At 70.5% G+C, this 22,317-nt stretch carries 15 protein-coding genes; 10 read left to right on the top strand and 5 right to left on the bottom strand.

Annotated elements, in window-relative coordinates:
- The first annotated feature begins 336 nt into the window (after positions 1 to 336).
- Positions 337 to 5,418, top strand: a complete 5,082-nt coding sequence (locus ACFYNU_RS02540; protein WP_356595137.1) for an NAD-glutamate dehydrogenase — start codon at positions 337 to 339, stop codon at positions 5,416 to 5,418.
- A 261-nt stretch (positions 5,419 to 5,679) separates the two neighbouring features.
- Here the strand turns inward: ACFYNU_RS02540 and ACFYNU_RS02535 are convergent, their stop codons facing one another.
- A complete protein-coding gene (locus ACFYNU_RS02535) occupies positions 5,680 to 6,468 on the bottom strand; it encodes an ABC transporter ATP-binding protein (protein WP_356595135.1) in 789 nt (262 codons plus the stop codon).
- On the bottom strand, positions 6,461 to 7,390 hold the full coding sequence (locus ACFYNU_RS02530) for an ABC transporter permease (protein WP_356595133.1): 930 nt from the start codon (positions 7,388 to 7,390) through the stop codon (positions 6,461 to 6,463). Before ACFYNU_RS02530 ends, ACFYNU_RS02535 begins: the two co-directional genes overlap by 8 nt.
- 150 nt (positions 7,391 to 7,540) lie before the next feature.
- Between ACFYNU_RS02530 and ACFYNU_RS02525 the strand changes: the two genes are divergently transcribed.
- Entirely contained in the window at positions 7,541 to 8,170 is a 630-nt protein-coding gene (locus tag ACFYNU_RS02525; protein ID WP_356595179.1) for a TetR/AcrR family transcriptional regulator, read from the top strand.
- Between the two features lie 18 nt (positions 8,171 to 8,188).
- Here the strand turns inward: ACFYNU_RS02525 and ACFYNU_RS02520 are convergent, their stop codons facing one another.
- Entirely contained in the window at positions 8,189 to 8,359 is a 171-nt protein-coding gene (locus ACFYNU_RS02520) for a hypothetical protein (RefSeq protein ID WP_356595131.1), read from the bottom strand.
- A 49-nt stretch (positions 8,360 to 8,408) separates the two neighbouring features.
- Here ACFYNU_RS02520 and ACFYNU_RS02515 point away from each other — a divergent pair, with 49 nt between their 5' ends.
- From ACFYNU_RS02515 to ACFYNU_RS02485, 7 genes are all read left to right on the top strand, one after another.
- A complete protein-coding gene (locus tag ACFYNU_RS02515; RefSeq protein ID WP_356595129.1) occupies positions 8,409 to 9,968 on the top strand; it encodes a glycosyltransferase family 4 protein in 1,560 nt (519 codons plus the stop codon).
- A gap of 150 nt (positions 9,969 to 10,118) precedes the next feature.
- Positions 10,119 to 10,943: a methyltransferase domain-containing protein gene (locus ACFYNU_RS02510; protein WP_356595127.1), complete on the top strand. Its 825-nt coding sequence runs from the start codon at positions 10,119 to 10,121 to the stop codon at positions 10,941 to 10,943.
- Between the two features lie 59 nt (positions 10,944 to 11,002).
- Positions 11,003 to 11,908, top strand: a complete 906-nt coding sequence (locus ACFYNU_RS02505) for a TylF/MycF/NovP-related O-methyltransferase (protein ID WP_356595125.1) — start codon at positions 11,003 to 11,005, stop codon at positions 11,906 to 11,908.
- A gap of 126 nt (positions 11,909 to 12,034) precedes the next feature.
- Positions 12,035 to 15,574 carry a bifunctional glycosyltransferase family 2 protein/CDP-glycerol:glycerophosphate glycerophosphotransferase gene (locus tag ACFYNU_RS02500; protein ID WP_356595123.1) on the top strand — a complete coding sequence of 1,180 codons (3,540 nt, stop codon included), beginning with the start codon at positions 12,035 to 12,037 and terminating at the stop codon, positions 15,572 to 15,574.
- Positions 15,571 to 18,567 (top strand): CDP-glycerol glycerophosphotransferase family protein, encoded by a 2,997-nt coding sequence (locus ACFYNU_RS02495; protein WP_356595121.1) that lies wholly within the window; start codon positions 15,571 to 15,573, stop codon positions 18,565 to 18,567. Before ACFYNU_RS02500 ends, ACFYNU_RS02495 begins: the two co-directional genes overlap by 4 nt.
- A complete protein-coding gene (locus ACFYNU_RS02490; RefSeq protein WP_356595119.1) occupies positions 18,564 to 19,742 on the top strand; it encodes a glycosyltransferase in 1,179 nt (392 codons plus the stop codon). Before ACFYNU_RS02495 ends, ACFYNU_RS02490 begins: the two co-directional genes overlap by 4 nt.
- A 134-nt stretch (positions 19,743 to 19,876) precedes the next feature.
- Positions 19,877 to 20,419, top strand: coding sequence for a hypothetical protein (locus ACFYNU_RS02485; RefSeq protein ID WP_356595117.1), 543 nt, complete (start codon positions 19,877 to 19,879; stop codon positions 20,417 to 20,419).
- Here the strand turns inward: ACFYNU_RS02485 and ACFYNU_RS02480 are convergent.
- Complete coding sequence (locus tag ACFYNU_RS02480; protein ID WP_356595177.1) at positions 20,416 to 21,177, bottom strand: dienelactone hydrolase family protein; 762 nt, start codon at positions 21,175 to 21,177, stop codon at positions 20,416 to 20,418. The two genes, ACFYNU_RS02485 and ACFYNU_RS02480, sit on opposite strands and share 4 nt — an antisense overlap.
- 99 nt (positions 21,178 to 21,276) lie before the next feature.
- Here ACFYNU_RS02480 and ACFYNU_RS02475 point away from each other — a divergent pair, with 99 nt between their 5' ends.
- Positions 21,277 to 21,720 carry a MarR family transcriptional regulator gene (locus ACFYNU_RS02475; protein ID WP_356595115.1) on the top strand — a complete coding sequence of 148 codons (444 nt, stop codon included), beginning with the start codon at positions 21,277 to 21,279 and terminating at the stop codon, positions 21,718 to 21,720.
- A gap of 166 nt (positions 21,721 to 21,886) precedes the next feature.
- On the opposite strand, the gene ACFYNU_RS02470 is transcribed toward ACFYNU_RS02475, so the two are convergent.
- The gene (locus ACFYNU_RS02470) at positions 21,887 to 22,246 is read right to left on the bottom strand and encodes a hypothetical protein (RefSeq protein ID WP_388764846.1); all 360 of its coding nucleotides are present in this window, start codon (positions 22,244 to 22,246) and stop codon (positions 21,887 to 21,889) included.
- Between the last annotated feature and the right edge of the window lie 71 nt (positions 22,247 to 22,317).

The raw sequence follows: 22,317 nt of genomic DNA, 5'->3' as shown, positions 1-22,317 counted from the left end.
GACCACTTGTCACTGGCCGGACCGGCAAATTTCTCGCCCTTCTTTTGTACATATGCGGTTCATGACGGGTCCGGGGTGCGGCGAGATAGCCTGGGGCCGTGATCAGTGCGATATGCCGTGGGAGCAGCGAAGCTCCCGGCCCGCGCCCGGAGCGCCACAGCGCCCCGGGCCTCGCTGATCCCCACAATCCGGCGTGGCCGTCAAGTTTGGCCAATAACGTCCCGGAGATCTCTCATCGCGGCATAGCGTCGACTCAGACCGGACACCCCGCGTCGTGGCGTTGTGTCGCTTCTTTCATCGACGTCACGCAATGGCGCGCGACAGGAGCCAGAGGACATGCAGACCAAGCTGGACGAAGCCAAGGCCGAGCTGCTCGCACGGGCGGCCCGGGTCGCTGAGAACAGCCCAGCCGGGGGGGCTGGGGGTCTGGGGGGCACCTCCCGGAACAACTCGGCCGCGAAGGCGACCGACGACGAGACGTACGACGAGGGGCGTCCGGACAACGAGACGCTGCTCGCCTTCCTCCAGAAGTACTACCTCCACACCGCCCCGGACGACCTCGCCGACCGCGATCCGGTCGACATCTACGGCGCGGCGCTCTCCCACTACCGGCTGTCCGAGGACCGCCCGCAGGGCACGGCCAGCGTGCGCGTCCACACGCCGACGGTCGAGGAGAACGGCTGGACCTGCACCCACACGGTCGTCGAGGTCGTCACCGACGACATGCCGTTCCTGGTCGACTCGGTCACCAACGAACTCTCCCGGCAGAATCGCGGCATCCACGCCGTCATCCACCCGCAGATCCTGGTGCGCCGCGACATCACCGGCAAGCTCATCGAGATCCTTCCCGAGAGCCGCGGTGACGCGGCCGAGCTGACGCACGACACCCTGATCGAGTCGTGGATCCATGTAGAGATCGACCGCGAGACCGACCGGTCCGACCTCAAGCAGATCACCTCCGACCTCCAGCGCGTCCTGTCCGACGCCCGCGAGGCCGTCGAGGACTGGGACAAGATGCGCGAGTCCGCGCTGCGGATCGCCGACGAGCTGCCCAGCGAGCCGACCGCCGACGACCTGCGCGACCAGGAGGTCGAGGAGGCGCGCGAGCTGCTGCGCTGGCTCGCCGACAACCACTTCACCTTCCTGGGCTACCGCGAGTACGAGCTGACGGGCGACGACGCCCTGACCGCCGTGCCCGGCACCGGCCTCGGCATCCTGCGCTCCGACCCGCGGCACACCGACGACGAGGCGCACCCGGTGAGCCCGTCGTTCAACCGGCTCCCGGCCGACGCGCGCGCCAAGGCCCGTGAGCACAGGCTGCTCATCCTGACGAAGGCCAACAGCCGCTCTACCGTGCACCGCCCGAGCTATCTCGACTACGTGGGCGTGAAGAAGTTCGACGACAAGGGCAATGTCGTCGGCGAGCGCCGCTTCCTGGGCCTGTTCTCCTCGGCGGCGTACACCGAGTCCGTACGCCGCGTGCCCGTCGTACGCCGCAAGGTCGCCGAGGTCCTTCAGGGCGCGGGCTTCTCGCCCAACAGCCACGACGGCCGCGACCTGATGCAGATCCTGGAGACCTACCCGCGCGACGAGCTGTTCCAGACGCCCGTCGACCAGCTGCGCTCCATCGTCACCAGCGTCCTGTACCTCCAGGAGCGGCGCCGGCTGCGCCTCTACCTCCGTCAGGACGAGTACGGGCGCTACTACTCCGCCCTCATCTACCTGCCGCGCGACCGCTACACCACCGGCGTCCGGCTGCGGCTGATCGACATCCTCAAGGAGGAACTGGGCGGCACCAGCGTCGACTTCACCGCCTGGAACACCGAGTCGATCCTCTCCAGGCTCCACTTCGTCGTACGCGTCCCGCAGGGCACCGAGCTGACGGGCCTCACCGACCAGGACGTCGACCGCATCGAGGCACGGCTCGTCGAGGCCGCCCGCTCCTGGGCCGACGGCTTCGGTGAGGCGCTCAACGCCGAGCTGGGCGAGGAGCGCGCCGCCGAGCTGCTGCGCCGCTACGGCAACGCCTTCCCCGAGGGCTACAAGGCCGACCACTCGCCGCGCGCGGCCGTCGCCGACCTCGTCCGTGTCGAGGAACTGAGCCGCGAGGAGAAGGACTTCGCGCTCTCCCTCTACGAGCCCGTCGGTGCCGGCCCCGGCGAACGCCGGTTCAAGATCTACCGCACGGGCGAGCAGGTCTCCCTGTCCGCCGTCCTGCCGGTGCTCCAGCAGCTCGGTGTCGAGGTCGTGGACGAGCGGCCGTACGAGCTGCGCTGCACGGACCGCGCGCACGCCTGGATCTACGACTTCGGGCTGCGCATGCCGCGCGGGGAGAACGGCCAGGCCAAGGACGACCACCTCGCCGAGGACGCCCGCGAGCGCTTCCAGGACGCCTTCGCGGCCGTCTGGACGGGCGAGGCGGAGAACGACGGCTTCAACTCCCTCGTGCTGCGCGCCGGGCTCAACTGGCGCGAGGCGATGGTGCTGCGCGCGTACGCGAAGTATCTGCGCCAGGCCGGGGCGACCTTCAGCCAGGACTACATGGAGGACACCCTCCGTAACAACGTTCACACCACCCGGCTGCTGATCTCCCTCTTCGAGGCCCGGATGGCGCCCAACCGCCAGCGCGCCGGTACGGAGCTGATCGAGGGGCTCCTCGAAGAGCTGACCGGCGCCCTCGACCAGGTCGCCAGCCTCGACGAGGACCGCATCCTGCGCTCCTTCCTCACCGTCATCAAGGCCACGCTGCGGACGAACTTCTTCCAGAGCGCCGGCGAGGGAAGCCTCAAGAAGGGCCAGAGCGCTGGGAAGGGGCCGGACGGGAAGATCGGCACCGGCCGGCAGAGCACGGTCGAGAAGCACCACAGCTACGTGTCGATGAAATTCGACCCGCAGGCCATCCCCGACCTGCCCGCGCCCCGGCCCGCGTACGAGATCTGGGTCTACTCGCCACGTGTCGAGGGCGTGCACCTGCGCTTCGGCAAGGTCGCCCGAGGCGGTCTGCGCTGGTCCGACCGGCGCGAGGACTTCCGTACGGAGATCCTGGGCCTGGTCAAGGCGCAGATGGTCAAGAACACGGTAATCGTGCCCGTCGGCGCCAAGGGCGGCTTCGTCGCCAAGCACCTGCCGGACCCGGCCGTGGACCGGGACGCCTGGCTCGCCGAGGGCATCGCCTCCTACAAGACGTTCATCTCGGCCCTGCTCGACATCACCGACAACATGGTGGCCGGCGAGGTCGTGCACCCCGCCGACGTGGTGCGGCACGACGAGGACGACACCTATCTGGTCGTCGCCGCCGACAAGGGCACCGCCAGCTTCTCCGACATCGCCAACGAGGTCGCGATCGCCTACGACTTCTGGCTCGGCGACGCCTTCGCCTCCGGCGGCTCCGCCGGTTACGACCACAAGGGCATGGGCATCACGGCGCGCGGCGCCTGGGAGTCCGTGAAGCGGCACTTCCGCGAGCTGGGCCACGACACCCAGACCGAGGACTTCACCGTCGCCGGGGTCGGCGACATGTCCGGCGACGTCTTCGGCAACGGCATGCTGCTCTCCGAGCACATCCGGCTGGTCGCCGCCTTCGACCACCGGCACATCTTCATCGACCCGGACCCGGACGCGGCCACCTCGTTCGCCGAGCGCCGCCGCCTCTTCGAACTGCCGCGCAGCTCCTGGGCCGACTACGACAAGTCGCTGCTGTCCCAGGGCGGCGGGATCCACCCCCGCAGCGCGAAGTCGATCCCGGTCAACGCGCATGTGCGCCGGGCGCTGGGGATCGACGCGGGCGTGTCCAAGCTGACGCCGGCCGATCTGATGCGGGCGATCCTCAAGGCACCGGTCGACCTGATGTGGAACGGCGGCATCGGTACGTACATCAAGTCGTCCACCGAGTCGAACGCGGACGTGGGCGACAAGGCCAACGACTCCATCCGTATCAACGGCGAGGACCTGCGGGCCAAGGTCGTCGGCGAGGGCGGGAACCTCGGCGCGACACAGCTCGGCCGCATCGAGTTCGCGCGGCGCGGCGCGGACGGCGAGGGCGGCAAGATCAACACGGACGCCATCGACAACAGCGCCGGTGTGGACACCTCCGACCACGAGGTGAACATCAAGATCCTGCTCAACGGCCTCGTGACCGAAGGCGACATGACCGTCAAGCAGCGCAACAAGCTGCTCGCGGCCATGACCGACGAGATCGGCACGCTCGTCCTGCGCAACAACTACGCGCAGAACGTGGCACTCGCCAACGCCGTCGTCCAGGCCCCGTCCCTGCTCCACGCCCACCAGCGGTTCATGCGCCGCCTGGAGCGCGACGGCAGCCTCGACAGGGCGCTCGAATTCCTGCCGACCGACCGTCAGATCCGGGAACTGCTCAACTCGGGCAAGGGCCTCTCCCAGCCCGAACTCGCCGTCCTGCTCGCGTACACCAAGATCACCGTCGCCGACGAGCTGATCTCCACCGAGCTGCCGGACGACCCGTATCTGCGCAAGCTGCTGTACGCGTACTTCCCCGCGCAGCTCCGCGAGAAGTTTGCCGAGCAGATCGACGGGCACGCGCTGCGCCGCGAGATCATCACGACGGTGCTGGTCAACGACACCGTGAACGCGGGAGGTTCGACCTTCCTGCACCGGCTGCGCGAGGAGACCGGGGCGTCGATCGAGGAGATCGTACGGGCGCAGACGGCCGCCCGGGAGATCTTCGGACTCGGCGGGGTCTGGGACGCGGTCGAGGCGCTGGACAACACCGTCGGCGCCGACGTCCAGACCCGGATCAGGCTCCACTCACGGCGACTGGTCGAGCGCGGCACCCGCTGGCTGCTCGGCAACCGGCCGCAGCCGGTGGAGATCGCCGGGACGGTCGACTTCTTCGCCGAAGGCGTGGAGCAGGTGTGGCAGCAACTGCCCCAACTGCTGCGCGGCGCGGACCTGGAGTGGTACCAGAACATCGTGGAGGAGCTCACCGGGGTGGGCGTGCCCGATGTGCTGGCGCTGCGGGTCGCCGGATTCTCCGCGGCGTTCCCGGCGCTCGACATCGTGCAGATCGCCGACCGTACGGGCAAGGAGCCGCTGGCCGTCGCCGAGGTGTACTACGACCTCGGGGACCGGCTGCGGATCACGCAGCTGATGGACCGGATCATCGAGCTGCCGAGGGCCGACCGCTGGCAGTCCATGGCCCGCGCGTCGATCCGCGAGGACCTGTACGCGGCGCACGCCGCGCTGACGTCGGACGTGCTGTCCGTCGGCAACGGGACGTCGACGCCGGAGGAGCGGTTCAAGGCGTGGGAGCAGAAGAACGCGGCGATTCTTGGGCGTTCGCGTACGACGCTGGAGGAGATCCAGAGTTCGGACTCCTTCGACCTGGCGAATCTGTCGGTCGCGATGCGGACGATGCGGACGCTGCTGCGGACGCACGCGTAGCCGGTCCCCCGGCGGGGGGTGTCCTCAAGCGCCGGACGGGCTGATCCGGGCCGGCCGGTTGGCAAGGCGGGTACTCGTGGTGAGGGCGGGGCGGTTGGCCGGGGTCCGTCCCGGCGGCCGGTTCGTCCTCAAACGCCGGACGGGCTGAAGATGTCCGCCCGGGGTGTGTGGAGTGGGCGCCGGACGGGCTGAGAATGCCCGCCCGGCGCGGATGGAGTGTGCGCTGGGCGGGCTGGAAATGCCCGGCCGGCGAGCGTGGGGTCAGGTGTTGCGTTTTTTCCGGGGGGTCGTGAACTCCTCGTAGGCCGCCACGACTTCCTTCGCCGGGCCGTCCATCCGCAGTGTTCCCGACTCCAGCCAGATCGCCCGGTCGCAGGTCTCGGTGATCGTCTTGTTGCTGTGGCTGACCAGGAAGACCGTGCCCGCCTCCTCGCGCAGCTCGGCGATGCGTTCCTTGCTGCGCTTCTGGAACCGGGCGTCCCCCGTGGACAGCGCCTCGTCGATCAGCAGTACCTCATGGGTCTTGGCCGCCGCGATCGAGAAGCGGAGCCGGGCGCCCATGCCGGAGGAGTACGTGCGCATCGGCAGTGTGATGAAGTCGCCCTTCTCGTTGATCCCGGAGAACTCCACGATGTCCGCGTAACGGCTCTTGACCTGCGCGCGCGTCATGCCCATCGCGAGCCCGCCGAGTATCACGTTGCGTTCGCCGGTCAGATCGCTCATCAGCGCCGCGTTGACGCCGAGGAGTGAGGGCTGGCCACGGGTGAAGACCTTGCCCCGGCTCGGCGGCAGCAGCCCGGCGACGGCCTTGAGGAGGGTCGACTTGCCGGAGCCGTTGGAGCCGATGAGACCGATGGCCTCGCCCTTGTACGCGACCAGGCTCACGCCCCGTACGGCGTGCACCTCGCGCGCTCCGGGGCTCGTGCGGCGCGAGACGATGCGGCTGAGCGCCGAGGTGGCGCTGCCTTTGCCGCCCTTGGTGCCGTGCACGGTGTAGGTGATGTGGACGCCGTCGACGACGACGGTCGGAACTCGCTCGGTCTCAGCCACGGCCGTACTTCTCCTCGGACTGCCAGAAGAACAGGAATCCGCCGACCCCGGCGAGCAGGGCCCAGCCGGTTGCGACCAGCCAGGCGTGGGGCGGGAGTTGGCCGGCGGTGAAGCTGTCGACGAGCGCGAAGCGCATCAGGTCGATGTAGACGGCCGCCGGATTGCATTCGAGCGCCAGCCGGACCAGTTGCGGCACCTGCTCGTTCTTGAGGACCGAGTCCAGGCTCCACATCACACCGGACGAGTACATCCAGGTGCGGAGCAGGAACGGCATCAGCTGCGCGATGTCCGGCGTCGCCGCCGTCAGTCTCGCGAAGATCATCGCGAGCCCGGTGTTGAACAGGGTCTGGAGCGCGAGGGCGGGTACGGCCAGCAGCCAGGCGGGGTTCGGGTACTGGCCGAAGACGACCAGGATCATGGCCAACGCGCCCAGCGAGAACAGCAGTTGCTGCAACTGCTGGAGGGCGAGCGCGAGCGGCAGCGAGGCGCGCGGGAAGTGCAGCGCGCGTACGAGGCCGATGTTGCCCGAGATGGCGCGGGTGCCGGCCGTGATGGTGCCGGCGGTGAACGACCAGATGAAGACGCCGGTGACCAGGAACGGGACGAAGTCCGGCACCCCGTCCTTGGTGTTGAGCAGGACGCCGAAGATGAAGTAGTAGACGGTCGCGTTGAGCAGCGGCGTCATGATCTGCCAGAGCTGGCCGAGCTTCGCCTGGCTGTACTGCGAGGTCAGCCGGGCGGTGGCGAAAGCCGTGACGAAGTGGCGGCGGGAGTGCAGTCCGCGCAGATACGCGGGGACCGAGGGCCGGGCGCCGCTCTCGGTCAGGCCGTGCCGGGCGGCGAACGCGCGCAGGTCGTCCGGGAGCGGCGGGGGTGCTTCGGGGGCCCGGACCGGGGCGGGGGATGCGGTCGTCTGGCTCACGGGGATCGCTTTCGACGAGGGACATCGAACGAAGACGTGGTGGATGAGAGCGATGGTGGTTACGACGGGACGGGACCGTTTCGTCGTAACGATGAGACTAAGGCCGAGCACGTCGCAACGCAACCGTTTCGTCGTGACGTGCATGACGCTATGCTCGACGCCATGCCCACGGACCCCCGCCTCTCACGCCGCGCCCCAGCGGGAGCCGCAGTGCTCCGTGAGGACGTGACCGACGCCATCCGCTCCGCCGTCTTCGAGGAACTGGCCGCCGTCGGTTTCGCCCGGATGTCCATCGAGGGCATCGCCCGCCGGGCCGGTGTCGGCAAGACCGCCGTCTACCGGCGCTGGAAGTCCAAACTCGCGCTGGTCCTCGACCTGGTCTCCGCCGTCGCGGCCCAGGGGCTGCCCGTCCCCGCGACCGGTTCGCTGTACGGAGACGTACGCGCCCTGCTCGAAGTGGCCTCGCACGCCCTGCGCCACCCGCTGGCCTCCCGCGTCATCCCGGACCTGCTGGTGGAGGCCGCCCGGCACCCGGAGATCTCCGAGGCGATCAAGTCCGCCCTGCTGGACCGGGAGCACGGCATCGCGGCCGTCGTCGTACGCGAGGCGGTCACCCGTGGCGAACTGTCCGAGGACACCGATCCCGACCGGGCGCTCGACCTCATCGCGGGGCCGCTCTACTGGCGTCTCGTCGTCGTACGCGGCGATCTGCCCGCCGGCTATCTCGACGACCTCGCCACCACGGCGGTCACCGCGCTGACCCGCGACCGCGCCCGGTGAGGATCCTGGTCCTCCCTGCTACCGCCCGGCGCCCCGGCGTGCGTACGTCGTCGAGCGCACCGCCGTACGGGTGACATGGGGCCGGGCTCCGTAGCCCTGGCGGATGAACCTTCGTTGCCCGGTGGGGCGGACCAGGGCAGGTCCCGCCCCGAGGCCGAGCGCGAAGACGAGCCGAAGGACGGGCCCCATGAGTGCCGCTTCCACGCCAGATCCCGGGCGACACCGAGGACGGGTCGTCATGCTCGTCGACAACGCCGTCAACGGCGACTCCCGCGTACAGAAGGCCGCCCGCTCCATGGCCGACGCCGGCTGGGACGTGGTGCTGCTCGGTCAGTCCCCGGACCGCGACCGGCACCGCTGGACCATCGGCGACGCCGAGGTCCGGCTGGTCCCCGTCGTGATGACCCTCGCCAAACGCCGCCGGGACTACCGAAGAGTTGTCCTGCCCCGGCTCTTCGCCTACCGGCGCGGCGGTATCGCGCACCACCGCAAGCAGTGGGTGAAGGCCTGGCGCGCCGATCTGCTGGCCCGCAGGTCCGCCGAGGGCCGGCGGTTCCTGATCCGGCGTACGGCCGCCCGTATCCTGGCCCGCTGGGTCGGCTTCCGGCACCGCCAACTCGCCCTGGTCGAGGGCAGACGCAATCCGGACTCGTTGCCGGAGCGGCTGCGTACGGCCATGTGGCGCGCCCTGCTCGGCGACCGCTGCTGGCGCAGGCTCGAACCCTACTTGTGGGACTACGAGTTCGCCTTCGGCCCCGTCGTCGACGCCCTTGAACCCGATCTCATCCACGCCAACGACTTCCGGATGATCGGCGTCGGCGCCCGTGCCGTGCACCGCGCCCGGGGCAGGGGCCGGGACGTCAAGCTGGTCTGGGACGCGCACGAGTATCTGCCGGGCATCAAGCCCCGGGCCGGCTACCGGCGTTGGATGCCCGCCCATGTCGCGCACGAGCGGGAGTACGGGCGGTGCGCGGACGCCGTGGTGACCGTCTCCCAGACCCTGGCCGAACTGCTGCACAAGGAGCACCGGCTGCCCCGGATGCCGGTCGTCGTGCTCAACGCCCCCGGGGGCGGGCCGCCCGCCGACCGCGCCCATGAACCGGTGCCGGATCTGCGGGAGTTGTGCGGGATCGGCGCCGACACCCCGCTGCTCGTCTACAGCGGCGCCCTCGCCCCGCAGCGCGGGCTCGCCACGCTGATCGAGTCACTGCCCCAACTGCCGGGCGCGCACGCGGCGCTGGTCGTCCCCGCGCCCGACGGATGGGTCGTCGCCAAGGTGCTCGACCACGCCGCCGAACTCGGCGTCGCCGACCGGGTTCACCCGCTGCCGTACGTCCCGCACTGGCAGATCGTGCCCTTCCTGGCCACCGCCGACATCGGCGTGATCCCGATCCACCACTGGCCGAACCACGAACTCGCCCTGATCACCAAGTTCATGGAGTACGCGCACGCCCGGCTGCCCATCGTCGTCAGCGACGTACGCACCATGGCGGCGAAGGTGCGTGAGACCGGGCAGGGGGAGGTGTTCCGCGCGGAGGACACCGCGGACTTCGTCCGGGCGGCGCGTGCCGTGCTCGACGATCCGGCCGCCTACCGGAAGGCGTACGACCGCCCGGAACTGCTCGCCGAGTGGACCTGGGACACCCAGGCCGCCGTCCTCGACGGCGTCTACCAGGGGCTGTTGGCCGCCCCGGCGCCGGCGACCGCCGCCGCGACGGCCCCGGCGAAGAAGTCCGAGGCGACCGTGTCCGACGACGACGTGGAACCGGGCGACCCGGCCGGCGCCACCGCCACGTGACCTGATCGGCTCGGGCTCAGGGCGCGTGCGCGCGCGCGTGGGCAGGGTGACCATACGGCCGTACGGGCGTTGATGTCCTCGAACGTCGGGAGACGTCACCGGCGTCGGGGGAGCGCCGCACCCAACGAGCCGGATGGAAAGTGAGTCACCGTGCACAGGTCCGCGTACGAGCAGATGGAGCTCTGCGTCAAGGAGTACATGCCCGCGTCCGGCCGCCACCGGGTGGTCGACCTGGGCTCGCGCATCTCGCCCAAGCAGTCCCTCACCCACCGTGGGCTGCTCGGCGGGCACGATGTGGAGTACATCGGCGTCGACGTGCTCGACGGTCCGAACGTCGACATCGTGATGCCCGCGCCGTACCGCATTCCGGTACGGTCCCGGACCGCCGACTTCGTGCTGTCGGGGCAGGCGTTCGAGCACATCCCGTTCTTCTGGGCGTCGATGATGGAGATCGCCCGCGTCCTGCGGCCCGGCGGCCTGGCGTTCGTCACCGCGCCCTCGCGCGGCCATGTGCACGACGCGCAGGACTGCTGGCGGTACTACCCGGACGGATTCAGGGCCATGGCCGCCTTCACCGGGCTCGAACTGGCCGAGGCGTACACGGACTTCCCGCCGATGAAGGGCATCCGCTTCGACTACGCCGCCATCGACGGCAAGCGCGCCTACTGGGGTGACTCGGTCGGTGTGTTCCGCAGGCCGCTCCGGCCGAGGCGACGGCTGTGGGAGTACGCGGTACGGGAACTGACGGTCCGTTACGCCAACCGGGTCGGCGGTGTCGACGGCATCCCGCTGCCCGAGCCGGTCGAAGGGCGGGAGCGGTGCGGCAGAGGCACCCCCGCAGCCGCGCCCGCAGCCGCGCCCACGGCGGTACCCGCTCCTGCGCCCACGGCACCCGTCGTACCCGCGCAGGCCCCGGAGGCACAGCCCGGATCCGCCCGGCCCGTATCGGCGGACTTGCACACGAAAGAGGCATAAACCTACCGGAGTTGACGAAAGGTGACATCGGCGGAGTTCTCCGCGTACCGTCCGTCGGCATGGCATGGCGAAACGCAGTGAACGGCGCACTCGAAAAGCTCACCGGATATCAGCTCAGGCGGATCCCCGTCCCCGCCCCACGGTCGGCCGTGTCGACCGTGTCGGCGACGCCGGCGGCCCCCGTCGTACCGGCCCCGGCAACCGCCCCCGACCCGCGGACCACCGCATCAGAGGCACCGGCGGCATCGGCAGCACCGGCGGCCAAGCCCAAGCCGAAACCGAAGCCGGCGGCGCTTCCCGCCGACTACGACGACGAGGCGAAGGAGATCATCCGCGCGGTCAAGCCGTACACGATGACCTCCCCGGAGCGGCTCAACGCCTTCATCCTCGCCACCCGCCATGTCGTACGGCACAACATCCCCGGTGACATCGTCGAGTGCGGCGTCTGGCGCGGCGGCTCCATGCAGGCCTGCGCCAAGGCGCTGATCGCGCTCGGCGAGACCGACCGCGACCTGCATCTCTTCGACACCTTCGAGGGCATGCCACCGCCCACCGCCGAGGACCTGCGGCGGGACGGCAAGTCCGCCGAGGCCCTGCTCGCGGCGCAGGGCAAGGACCGGCCGATCTGGGCGGTCGCCTCGCTGGAGGACGTACAGGCGGGCTTCGAGCAGGTGCCTTACCCCGGCGAGCGGGTGCACTACGTGCAGGGCATGGTCGAGGACACGGTCCCGCAGCAGGCGCCCGAACAGATCTCGATCCTGCGCCTGGACACCGACTGGTACGCCTCCACCAAGCACGAACTGGAGTTCCTGTATCCCCGGTTGGTGAGTGGCGGAGTGCTGCTCATCGACGACTACGGCTACTGGCAGGGGTCGCGCCAGGCCGTGGACGAGTTCGTGGAGAAGACGGGCGAACGGCTGCTCATGCTGCGCATGGACGAGGGCCGGATCGCGGTCAAGCCCTGAATCCGCCCCCCTCGCCCGGTAGTTCAGCAGTCCAGGAGTCCAGCAACTCAGTAGTCCAGCAGTCCCAGCAGTTCAGCAGTTCAGCAGTTCGGAAGTCCAGAAGTTCGGAAGGACCGTGCACCGCGCATGACCCCCCGCCTCACCGTCGTCGTGCCCATCTACAACGTGGAGGACTATCTCGACGACTGCCTACGCTCACTGGCCGGACAGACCATGGCCGACTCCGAGATCGTCATGGTGAACGACGGTTCCACGGACGGGAGCGCGCGGATCGCGAGACGGTTCGCCGACCAGGACGCGCGGTTCCGGCTGGTCGAGCAGGCGAACGCGGGGCTCGGCGCGGCGCGCAACACCGGAGTCCGGCACGCCCGGGGGGAGTTCCTCACCTTCGTCGACAGCGACGACGTCGTGCCGGACGACGCGTACGAGCGGATGCTCGCCGCGCTCGACCGGTCAGGTTCCGACTTCGTGACCGGCAATGTGCTCCGGCTCGGTCCAGGAGGCGCGCTCGTGCAGGCGCCGATGTTCCGCAAGCCGATGGCGACGGAGCGCTCCGGGACCCGGATCACCCGCGACTGGGTGCTGCTCGGGGACCGTATCGCCTGCAACAAGGTCTTCCGGAAGTCCTTCTGGGACCGGCACTCCTTCGCCTTCCCGTCCGGGGTGCTGTACGAGGACATCGCCGTCGTGCTGCCCGCATACTTCCTGGCGGACGGCGTGGACGTGCTGTCCGGCCCCGTCTACCACTGGCGGACCAGGGACGGCTCGATCACCGCGAAGCGCGCCGTACCGAAGGGGATCCGCGACCGGGTCACCGCCGTCTCGTCGGTCAGCGACTTCCTCGCCGAACGGCTGCGGACCGGCGTCGACAGCGACAGCGGCGGCGACATCGGCAGCGCCAGCGCCATCGACTGGGCCGACGCGCGGCGCCGTTACCACCAGCATGTCCTCTCCGGCGATCTGTGGCTGTTCATCGAGGCGCTGCCCGACGGCGACGCCAACTTCCACGAATCCTTCCTCGCCCACGCCAACTCCTTCGCCGCGACGGTCGATCAGAGCGTCTTCGACGCCCTGCCGCTGCATCTGCGCGTCAAGTGGCATCTGATTCGCGAGCGCCGGATGCCCGAACTCCTCGCGCTGCTCGCCCATGAGAAGGCCGACCCCGGGGCCTTCGGCGTCCGGGGGCTGCGCAGGTCCCGCGCCGAGTATCCGGTGCTCACCGGCGGTCTGCCCCGGGCCGTCGCCACCCTCAAGCCCAAGGAACTGCCGGTGACCTCGCATCTCACCGAGGCCGTATGGCGTGACGGGCGGCTGCACCTCAAGGGTTACGCGTACGTACGCAACGTGCCGGCCGACGCGCGCCGCAAGTCCGTCAAGGCGGCGTGGCTGCGCACCGGCAAGCGGCGCGTGCTGCCGCTGCGGACGCGCACGGTGCGGATGCCGGCGGCGACGTACGAGTCCAAGCAGGGCCTGCACGCCTACGACTGGGCCGGGTTCGAGACCGTCGTCGATCCGCGCCGGCTGACGCGGAGCCGGGGCTCGGGCTCCGCGCGCACCGTCTGGAAGCTGGAGATGGGTGTCTTCGGGGCGGGACGGCTGCGCCGGGCGCCGCTGCGGCTGACGGGGTCGGCCGGGGCGCCCGCCGTACCGGCCGTGCACTACGTGGACGACACCACGCGCGTCGTGCCCGCGCTCTCCGGCAACAAGCTGGAACTGCGCGTCGAGCCCGTACACGCCCTGCTCACCGGCCATGTGAAGAACACCGACGCCGTCGACGCCGTACGGATCGAGGGCCTCCTGCACAGCATGAGCGCCCCACCGACCGGACTCGCCGTCCAGAACTGGTACACCAAGGACGTCCACGAGGTCCCGCTGCGGCTGGGGGGCGGCACCTTCACCGCCGATGTCCCGCTGGCCGTCTTCGGCGACCCCACCGCGCGGCGGCAGGCCACCGTGCCCTGGGGCGTCCATCTCGTACGGGCCAACGGCAGCCGCTTCGCGGTGGCGGCCCGTGGCGCGGTCCGGCCCGGACACTACGGTCTCGGCGACGGCCGCGAGCTGTACGTCACCGCCAACGCGGCGGGTGATCTGGTCCTCAGCGACCAGACCGAGCAGCCGGTGGTCGACACGGTCGACTGGACGGCGGACGGCGAACTGATCCTGGAGGGCAGCCAACCCGCCTTGCGGAGCGCGGAGTTGGTGCTGAAGCACAGCGGGCATCGCGAGGAGAACGTGTTCCCGCTCGACACACTCCCGGACGGCCGGTTCCGTACGGCTCTGCGGCCCGGCGCCGTCCAAGGGCTGCACGGAGTGCGCCAACTGGCGGAGGGGCGCTGGCTGTTGTACGTCCGCGAGCCGGGCGAGAGCGACCCGGAGCGCTACACCGCGCTACGGGTCCAGCCCGCGCGGCACCACACTCTGCCGCTCGTACGGACCCTGGACGGGCGGGAGTTCACGCTCGACCGGCACCGCCAGGACACACTCCAGCTGCACTCCGGGTCCGTGCTCCCGGAGCAGGACCGAGGCGCGTACCGGCAGCAGCGGCTGCGCTCCCGCTACACGACCGTCCGCTCGGCGGGCCCGCTGCGCGACGCCGTGCTCTACAGCAGTTTCGACGGCCGCCAGTACTCGGACTCGCCGCGCGCTATCCATGAGGAACTGCTGCGCAGGCGGGCCCCGGTGGAGCATCTGTGGGTCGTACGGGACCGGCAGGTGACCCTGCCGGCCGGCGCCCGCGCCGTCGAACTGCACAGTGCCGACTGGTACGAGGCGCTGGCCCGCAGCCGATGCGTCGTCAGCAACACCCATCTGCCGGAGTGGTTCGAGCGGGCGGACGGCCAGTACGTCGTCCAGACCTGGCACGGTACCCCCCTCAAGCGCATCGGCCGCGACCTCACGGGCACCGCCCACGCGGACGAGGCGTACATCGCGACCCTGTCGCGCCGCGCCGCGCAGTGGAGCGTGCTGGTGTCGCCCAACCGCTTCTCCACACCGGTCATGCGCCGCGCCTTCGGCTACGAAGGCACGGTCCTGGAGTCCGGCTACCCGCGCAACGACCTGCTGCACGCGCCCGACCGGGCCAAGGTCGCCGACGCCGTACGCGAACTCCTGGGGATCCCCGAGGGCAAGCGCGTGATCCTGTACGCGCCGACCTGGCGCGAGGACCAGCCCAAGAAGGGCGGCCGGTACGGGCTCGACCTCCAACTCGACCTGGAACAGGCGGCGGAGGGGCTGGCGGAGGACCATGTGCTGCTCGTGCGCCGGCACTATCTGGTCGGCGGTACGGTCCCCGGCCCGGCCGGTTTCGTACGGGACGTGTCCCGCTACCCGGACGTCGCCGAGCTGATGCTGATCAGCGACGCGCTGGTCACCGACTACTCGTCGCTGATGTTCGACTTCGCGCAGACGGGCCGTCCGATGTACTTCCACGCGTACGACCTGAAGCACTACCGGGACACGCTGCGCGGCTTCTACTTCGACTTCGAATCGGCGGCGCCCGGTCCGCTCGTCACCGACACCGCCGCGCTCGTGGCCGCCCTGCGGGCGCCGAGATCCCCAGTGCCCGCCCCCGCTTACGACCGGTTCCGAGAGGTCTTCTGCGAGTGGGAGGACGGCACCGCCGCCGCCCAGGTCGCGGATCTGATGCCCGTGGGGGGCGGCGCATGAGCGCGGTCGAGATCAGCTGTGTTGTCACCGCGGGGCGGGATCCGCAGGCGCTGCGCAGGTCCGTCGAGTCGGTCGTCGCGCAGACCATGCGAGCGGTCGAGGCCGTGGTGGTGCTCGGCCTGACCGGCGCGCCGCTGTCGGTAGGCGCGTCCCTGCCGGTCGGCGCAGCTCTGCCGGTCGGCGCAGCCTTGTCGGCCACGGGAGTGGACGACGACCCCGAGTCGGCCGCCGAGGACGTACGCGCCGTCGCCGACGAACTCGCCGCGCTCGACCCGGCACGCGTACGGATCGTCACGTCCGGCGCCGAGGCCCCCACCACCGCCGTGCTCCGCAACCACGGCCTGGACCAGGCGCGCGGCCGGTACGTCACCGTGCTCGGCGAGGGCGAACGTCTCCAGCGCGACGCCTGCCGCAATCTGTGGGAGGCCGCCGAACGCTCCGGCGCCGAACTCGCCGCCGGCCGCTGGACCCGGCGCGCGGGCCGCCGCGCCAAGGAGCAGACCCCGGCCCGGCTCGTCGAGAGCGAGCTGTACGCGCGCACCCGCACGGTCGACGGGCCTGCCGAGGCACCCGAACTCGTCGTCGCCGACGCCTTGGTGACCGGATTCTGTGTCCGTACGGATCTGCTGGAGCGGGAGGGGCTGCGGTACGCCGAGGACCTGGACCGCGGCGAGATCCTGTTCGGCGCCCAACTGGCCGCCGCGGCGGCCCGGATCGCGCTCGTACCGAACCTGATCGTCGGCGGCCGGGCGGCCGACGACCCGGCCGGCACGCTGGAGGGGCAGCTCGCCGCCCATGTGCGGGTCGCCGAACTGCCCCTGTTCCAGGGCGACACGGCGCTGCGCGACGCCCGCGACCGGGCGTTCCTCGCCGACCGGCTCGTCCCGCTCGCCCGGCAGTTCCCCAAGCTCGACGCCACCGAACGCGCCCGCGCCGCCGCCCTGGTGGCCGCGCTGCCCGCCGCCCGGACCGACCCGGATCTGCGGCTCGACCTGCCGCCCCTGGAGCGGGTCTGCCTCCAACTCCTCGTGGACGGCGACGCCGACGGCGTTCTGGCCGCCGGATACGCGCTCGGCCGCCCAGGCGCCGTCGCCTCCGCCCTCACCGAACGGGACGGGCGGGTGTACTGGCGTACGGCGCTGCCCGACGACCCCCGGGCTCGGGCGGCGCTCGACGTCACGGAGCTGGGTCACCAGTACCAGTCCGTCGCCGACACCCCGTTGCTGAACCACCTCACCCACTGCGGGCAGGAGGGCGACCGGCTCGTACTCGAAGGACGGCTGCCCGCGCCGCTCCAACTGATCCCCGCCGAAGCCCCGTTGACGGCCACGCTGGAGTTCCTGGCGCGTGGGACCGAAGGGCGGCTTGTCTTCCGTACCCCGGTGGACGAGGTCTGGCGCGAGCCCGACGCGGACGCCGAGTCGGAACTGCACTCCGATTCCCGCCCCGCGTCCCCCTCCGACACGGTCCGCTGGCGCGCGTCCGTCGACATCGCCGCGCTGCTGCGCGTCGGCGGGGCGCGGGACCGCGTGTGCGACCCCCGCCTTGCCCTGCACACCCCCGACGGCACCACCACCGGCCCGCTGTTCCTGGAGCGGGACCGGGTCGACGCGGCCGGGCACTTCCCCGCGCGACCGCGCCGGGGCCGGCTGTTCGGCGACAGCTGGAAGCCGTACGTCACGGTCAAGCACCACCTCGCGCTCCAGCTCCAGGCCCGGCGCCGCCCCGGCCGCCTCGCGGCGGCGGCCTACCACTACCTCACCCACTTCCGCCCGGCCCGCAAGGCGAAGAGGCTGGTCAAGGGGGTGCGCCGGCGCTTCGACCGGCTCTTCGCCCGCTCCGTCAAGACGCGCGTCTACAACCGCCTCCTGATCCGGCTGCCTGTCCGCAAAGGCTCGGTGGTCTTCGAGAGCCACATGGGCAAGTGCTACGGCGACAGCCCGCGCGCCATCCACGAGGAACTGCGCGCGCGGGGACGGCGCGGGGTGCGCTGCGTCTGGTCGTACGCCGCGTCCCCCGACGGCTACCCCGCCGACGCGCGGCTGGTACGGCGGCTGTCCTGGCGCTATCTGTGGGCGCTGGCCCGCGCCCAGTACTGGGTCGACAACCAGGGCTTCCCGCTCGACCTGAAGAAGCCGCCGGCCACCACGTATCTCCAGACCTGGCACGGCTCCGCGTACAAGCGGATGGGCTTCGCCGAGAGCCGTATCAAGGCGCAGAACGCCGCCGAGCGCGACAAGCTGAGCGCCGCGCTCGCCCGTTTCGACCACTTCCTCGTACGGTCCGAGCACGACGTGGCGACCCTGGCCCGCGACTACCGGCAGCCCGCCGAAGCCCTGGTCGCCTGCGGCTATCCGCGCAACGACCGCCTCGTGCGCGCCCGCGCCACCGACGAGAGCCAGGGCCGCTTCCCCCGCCCGGCGCTCGCCGCGCGCCTGGGGATTCCCGACCACCGCAAGGTGGTGCTGTACGCGCCGACTTTCCGGGGCATGCCGAAGAAGGGCCGGACGACGCGACTGCCGCTCGACGTGGGCCGGTTCGCGGAGAGGTTCGGCGACGAGTACGTCCTGCTCGTACGCGCGCATTATCTGGAGTCCGCCGTGCTGCCCGTCTGCCCGCCCGGCACGGTGATCGATGTGTCCGGCCATCACGACATCAGCGAACTCCTCTGCCTGGCCGACGTGTTGATCACGGACTACTCCTCCATCATGTTCGACTACGCCCTGCTGGACCGGCCGATGGTCTTCTTCACGCCCGACCTCGACGCGTACGTGGCGGAGCGCGGCAGCTACTTCGACCTGCGGGCCGAGGCCCCCGGCCCGGTGGTCGAGACGACCGGTGAACTCTTCCGTGCCATGGACGAGTTGAAGCAGTCCGACGCCGCGCACCGCGCGGACCGCGCCCGCTTCGCCGAGAAGTTCGGCGGTTACGAGAGCGGCCAGGCCGCCCGTACCGCCGTGGACGTGCTCTTCGCAGGAAGGCCCCGCCGATGACCGCGACCGTCGTGGAGAAGACGACCCTCACCGAGCCCCGCGAGCTGATCCTCCTCGCCAACGCCACCGATGTACTCGGCGGTGTCACCGCCTGGACCCACCAGATGGCCCGCCTCTTCGCCGACCACGGCCACCGCGTCCAGGTCGTCGGCATCCACGAGGCCGAGCTGAAGCTCACCCTCCCCGAGCCGCCCGCCTATCCGGTGACCGCGCTCTACCCGTCCCATCCGCCCACGCCCTGGCGCCCGCGTGCGCCCCTCGGCTACTTCGACCTGCGCGCGCGCCGTCGCGAGGCGATCAGGGTCGCGGACAAGCGGCGCGCCGTCGCACGCCTCTCGGAGATCTTCCGCGCGGCCGGCCCCGGCGCCCTGGTGATCGTCACGCAGGTCTGGCCGATGGAGTGGGTCCTGGAGGCCGACACGACGGGGATGCGGCTGATCGGGATGAGCCACGAGTCGTACGAGTACAGCAGACGCTGCCACCGCTTCCGCTGGATCAAGAACAGCTATCCGCAGGTCGACCGCTGGCTCACCCTCACCCAGGAGGACGCCGACGCCTGGATCGCCGAGGGCTTCGACAACGTCGGCGCCCTGCCCAACGCACTCGGCGCGCTGCCCGAACTCCCCTCCCCGCGCACCGAGAAGACCGTCGCCAGCATCGGCCGCCTGGACGACCAGAAGGGCATCGACCTGCTCCTGGAGACCTGGTCCCTGATGGCCGGCGAACGCCCCGACTGGCGGCTGCGGATCTACGGCGCCGGCCAGGACGCCGCCGCGCTGAAGAAGCAGTGCACGGCGCTCGGACTGGACGGCTCGGTCGAGTGGATGGGCCGCACCGACGACGTGGCGGGCGCGCTGGCCACCAGCTCGGTCTTCGTCCAGTCCTCGCGCGGTGAAGGGTTCCCGCTGGCCCTGATGGAAGCCATGGCGAGCGCCGTCCCGTGCGCGGCGTTCGACTGCGCGCCGGGCGTCCGGGAGATCATCACCGACGGCGAGGACGGTCTGCTGGCCCCACCGGGCGACACGGCGGCACTGGCGGACCGGCTGCTGCGGCTGACGGGCAACCCCCGGCTGCGGGACACCCTGGGAGACCGGGCACGGGTGAACGTCCAGCGGTACTCGGAGGCCGAGATCCTGCGCCGCTGGCACGACTTGTTCGCGCTGCTGGACCGTTGACGACCCTCCTCAAGCACCGGACCGGCACCCAACGGCGGGTCGGTGTGGTGAACCGGCCGGGGCCCGGGGCCGTAGTCGTCCGGTGTGTCCGGCGTTGGCCGGCTCTTCGACCGTCCGGAGACAGGGAAGTTGACGTGGAAGAGGAAGAGCTCAACCGCATCGAGGAAATGATTGTGGACGCGCTCGCACGGCGGGAGGGAAACCGCTGGAACGCGGTCAGATTCGAGTACGCCCTGAATTACCGCCTGGGCGGCGACACGCAGTTGAGAGCGCTCAAGGAGGCCGAGGACGCGGCGGCGAAGGCGTACTCGGTGAGCAAGGACAACCACGCCTACCGGTATATCGACCCGCACGCGCGGACCGCCGCCCAGGAGATGTACGGGATGCGCGTGAGCACGTCTTTCGACCTGGTGCAGTTGACAGGGGCGGCCTACGCCTCAGCCATCAACGAGCACGAAGGCGTGCGGGAGGCGCGAGTGCTCAGTGAGTCGGAGCGGCTGCTGGATCTCACGCGGCGGCAGGAGGAACTGGCCCGCCGCGCCCGTCGTCTGGAGACCACCGACAGGCGCCCGGCCGCCGGCACCAGCCGGCGCCCCGTGCCTCCGCGCGAGGAGCCGGGCGCTCGTGGACGTCGTACCCAGGGCAGACACGGCAGCGCGCGAGGCGCCGGACACTAGGGGGCGATCTTCCCGGTGGGCAGGGCGCGGGCCAGGAGCGGCAGCAGCCGGGCCCAGTGGCGCCGTAGCCCCGCCGCGTCGAACGCGTCCGTGTCGCGCATCGTGAAGCCGTGGGCCGTGCCCGGGTAGATCTCGGTGGTGTGCGTGACACCCGCCGCGTCCAGCGCCTCGTCGAGTTCCGCGACCGCCTCGGGGGACATGTCGTTCTCCGAGAGGCCGACATGGACCTCGGCGGTGAGCCCAGCGACGTGGCGGTGCGGGCTGTCCGGCGCGTCGGTGACCAGGAAGCCGGGGTGGAACACGGCGAGGGCTGCCACGCGGTCCGGGTGGGCCAGTGCGGTACGGGTCGCCCAGAGGCCGCCCATGCAGTAACCGGTCACGGCGATCCGCCCCGCCGTGACCTCGGGCTGGGCGGTGAGGAAACCGAGGTAGGCGTCGGCGTCGCGCAGGACCCGTTCCGTGGTGTGCGCGACGATGAAGGGGCGCAGGCGGTCGATGATCGCGGGGCGGACGTCTTCGCCGATGTGCGGGGGGAGTTCGACCACCGGTCCCGGCCCGTGCCGGTGGTAGACGTTGGGCACGAGCACGTAGTACCCGTGCCCGGCCAACTCGCGGGCCAGCTCCTCCAGCACGGGCCGCAGGCCGAAGGCGTCCATGTACAGCAGCACCCCCGGGTGCCGCTCGCCGTCGCCGGGGTGGGCGGCGAACGCGTCGGCGTGGCCGTCCGGCGTGGGAATCCGCACTGTTCTCGTCGGAATGGTGTCTCTTCCTCATCTGGCGTCGGCGGCACTGACGGGTTCGGGCGCCAGTGAACGTACATCGTTAGTTGGACTAACGCAACGGGTAAGGTGGGCGCCATGAACAGGGACGACAGGCTGAGTCAGCGGGCGAGCCGGCTGCTGTCGCAGGTGACCACGCGGTCGGACCGGCTGATCAACGAGGGCCTCGCCCGGGCGGACGCGCGCAAGTGGCACTACGCGGTGCTCGCCTCGCTCCAGGACTTCGGACCGGCCAGCCAAGCCGCTCTGAGCAAGCGCACCGGCATCTACCGCAGCGACATGGTGGGCGTCCTCAACGAACTGGCCCGCCGCCAACTCGTCGAGCGTGCACCGGATCCCGACGACCAGCGCCGCAACGTCATCACGATCTCCCCCGCGGGCCGCCGCCAACTCCGACGCCTCGACACAATCCTGGACACCCTCCACGACGAACTGCTCGCACCCCTGAGCCCGCCCGAACGCGACCAACTCGTCGAGTTGCTGACCCGCCTGCTGAACCACCACGAGTCGCGGGGGAGTTGACGGCCGACCGGCGGAGCGCGCTGCGGCGTCGCACCGCACGGGGCCGGTGGAGCTCCTGTGTGGTGCGGGGTGACGCTCCCATCGGTCTCCACGCGCGTCGTTCACCGTGACGGCCCTTTGCTCCGCCGCGACGCACTGACTTGGGCGTGGCTCGGGTCAAATCAGGCTATTCGACTCCGCGCAGCGGGCCGAATTTGGAGGGAGTGCGCGTTCCTCCGAGATCCTCGTGCCAATCGCAGTGTGTCGCATAGACGTAACCCTCTCCGCCGTTGAGGAGGAAGACGCTCACTTCTCCTCCTTCAATCCCTGCCTTGTATATGGAAGGAATGGGATCTGAGAGCTCAAGCCTATCGACTCTCAGGCGATCAAATGACGGAGTCAAGTGCAGCATCGAAACATTCGAGAACAGTATGTCGATTCTTGTGTCCGAGTTCGCTACGTTGATACTTCGAAGTAGTAGCTGCGAATAGCTGACGGTGAAGTGCCAGACTCTGAATTCTCGGTCCCAGTCGGCGATATTTTTCATCTCACCCTCCCTGAAAAGCTGGATGCAACGCAGCCTCGTCCGAGAACGCAGGCCGGCCGGTCAAGTCCGCG

Source organism: Streptomyces sp. NPDC006643, from assembly GCF_042870175.1.
In the GTDB taxonomy this organism is placed as follows: domain Bacteria; phylum Actinomycetota; class Actinomycetes; order Streptomycetales; family Streptomycetaceae; genus Streptomyces.
Note: the sequence above shows the minus strand (reverse complement) of the source record. Positions and strands in the feature narration are given on the sequence as shown.

What these genes read in the sequence shown, in the direction of transcription:
- ACFYNU_RS02540 (WP_356595137.1), top strand. Translation starts at nt 337, where the DNA reads ATGCAGACCAAGCTGGACGAAGCCAAGGCCGAGCTGCTCGCACGGGCG.
- ACFYNU_RS02525 (WP_356595179.1), top strand. Translation starts at nt 7,541, where the DNA reads ATGCTCGACGCCATGCCCACGGACCCCCGCCTCTCACGCCGCGCCCCA.
- ACFYNU_RS02520 (WP_356595131.1), bottom strand. Translation starts at nt 8,359, where the DNA reads ATGGGGCCCGTCCTTCGGCTCGTCTTCGCGCTCGGCCTCGGGGCGGGA.
- ACFYNU_RS02515 (WP_356595129.1), top strand. Translation starts at nt 8,409, where the DNA reads ATGCTCGTCGACAACGCCGTCAACGGCGACTCCCGCGTACAGAAGGCC.
- ACFYNU_RS02505 (WP_356595125.1), top strand. Translation starts at nt 11,003, where the DNA reads ATGGCATGGCGAAACGCAGTGAACGGCGCACTCGAAAAGCTCACCGGA.
- ACFYNU_RS02500 (WP_356595123.1), top strand. Translation starts at nt 12,035, where the DNA reads ATGACCCCCCGCCTCACCGTCGTCGTGCCCATCTACAACGTGGAGGAC.
- ACFYNU_RS02495 (WP_356595121.1), top strand. Translation starts at nt 15,571, where the DNA reads ATGAGCGCGGTCGAGATCAGCTGTGTTGTCACCGCGGGGCGGGATCCG.
- ACFYNU_RS02490 (WP_356595119.1), top strand. Translation starts at nt 18,564, where the DNA reads ATGACCGCGACCGTCGTGGAGAAGACGACCCTCACCGAGCCCCGCGAG.
- ACFYNU_RS02475 (WP_356595115.1), top strand. Translation starts at nt 21,277, where the DNA reads ATGAACAGGGACGACAGGCTGAGTCAGCGGGCGAGCCGGCTGCTGTCG.
- ACFYNU_RS02470 (WP_388764846.1), bottom strand. Translation starts at nt 22,246, where the DNA reads ATGAAAAATATCGCCGACTGGGACCGAGAATTCAGAGTCTGGCACTTC.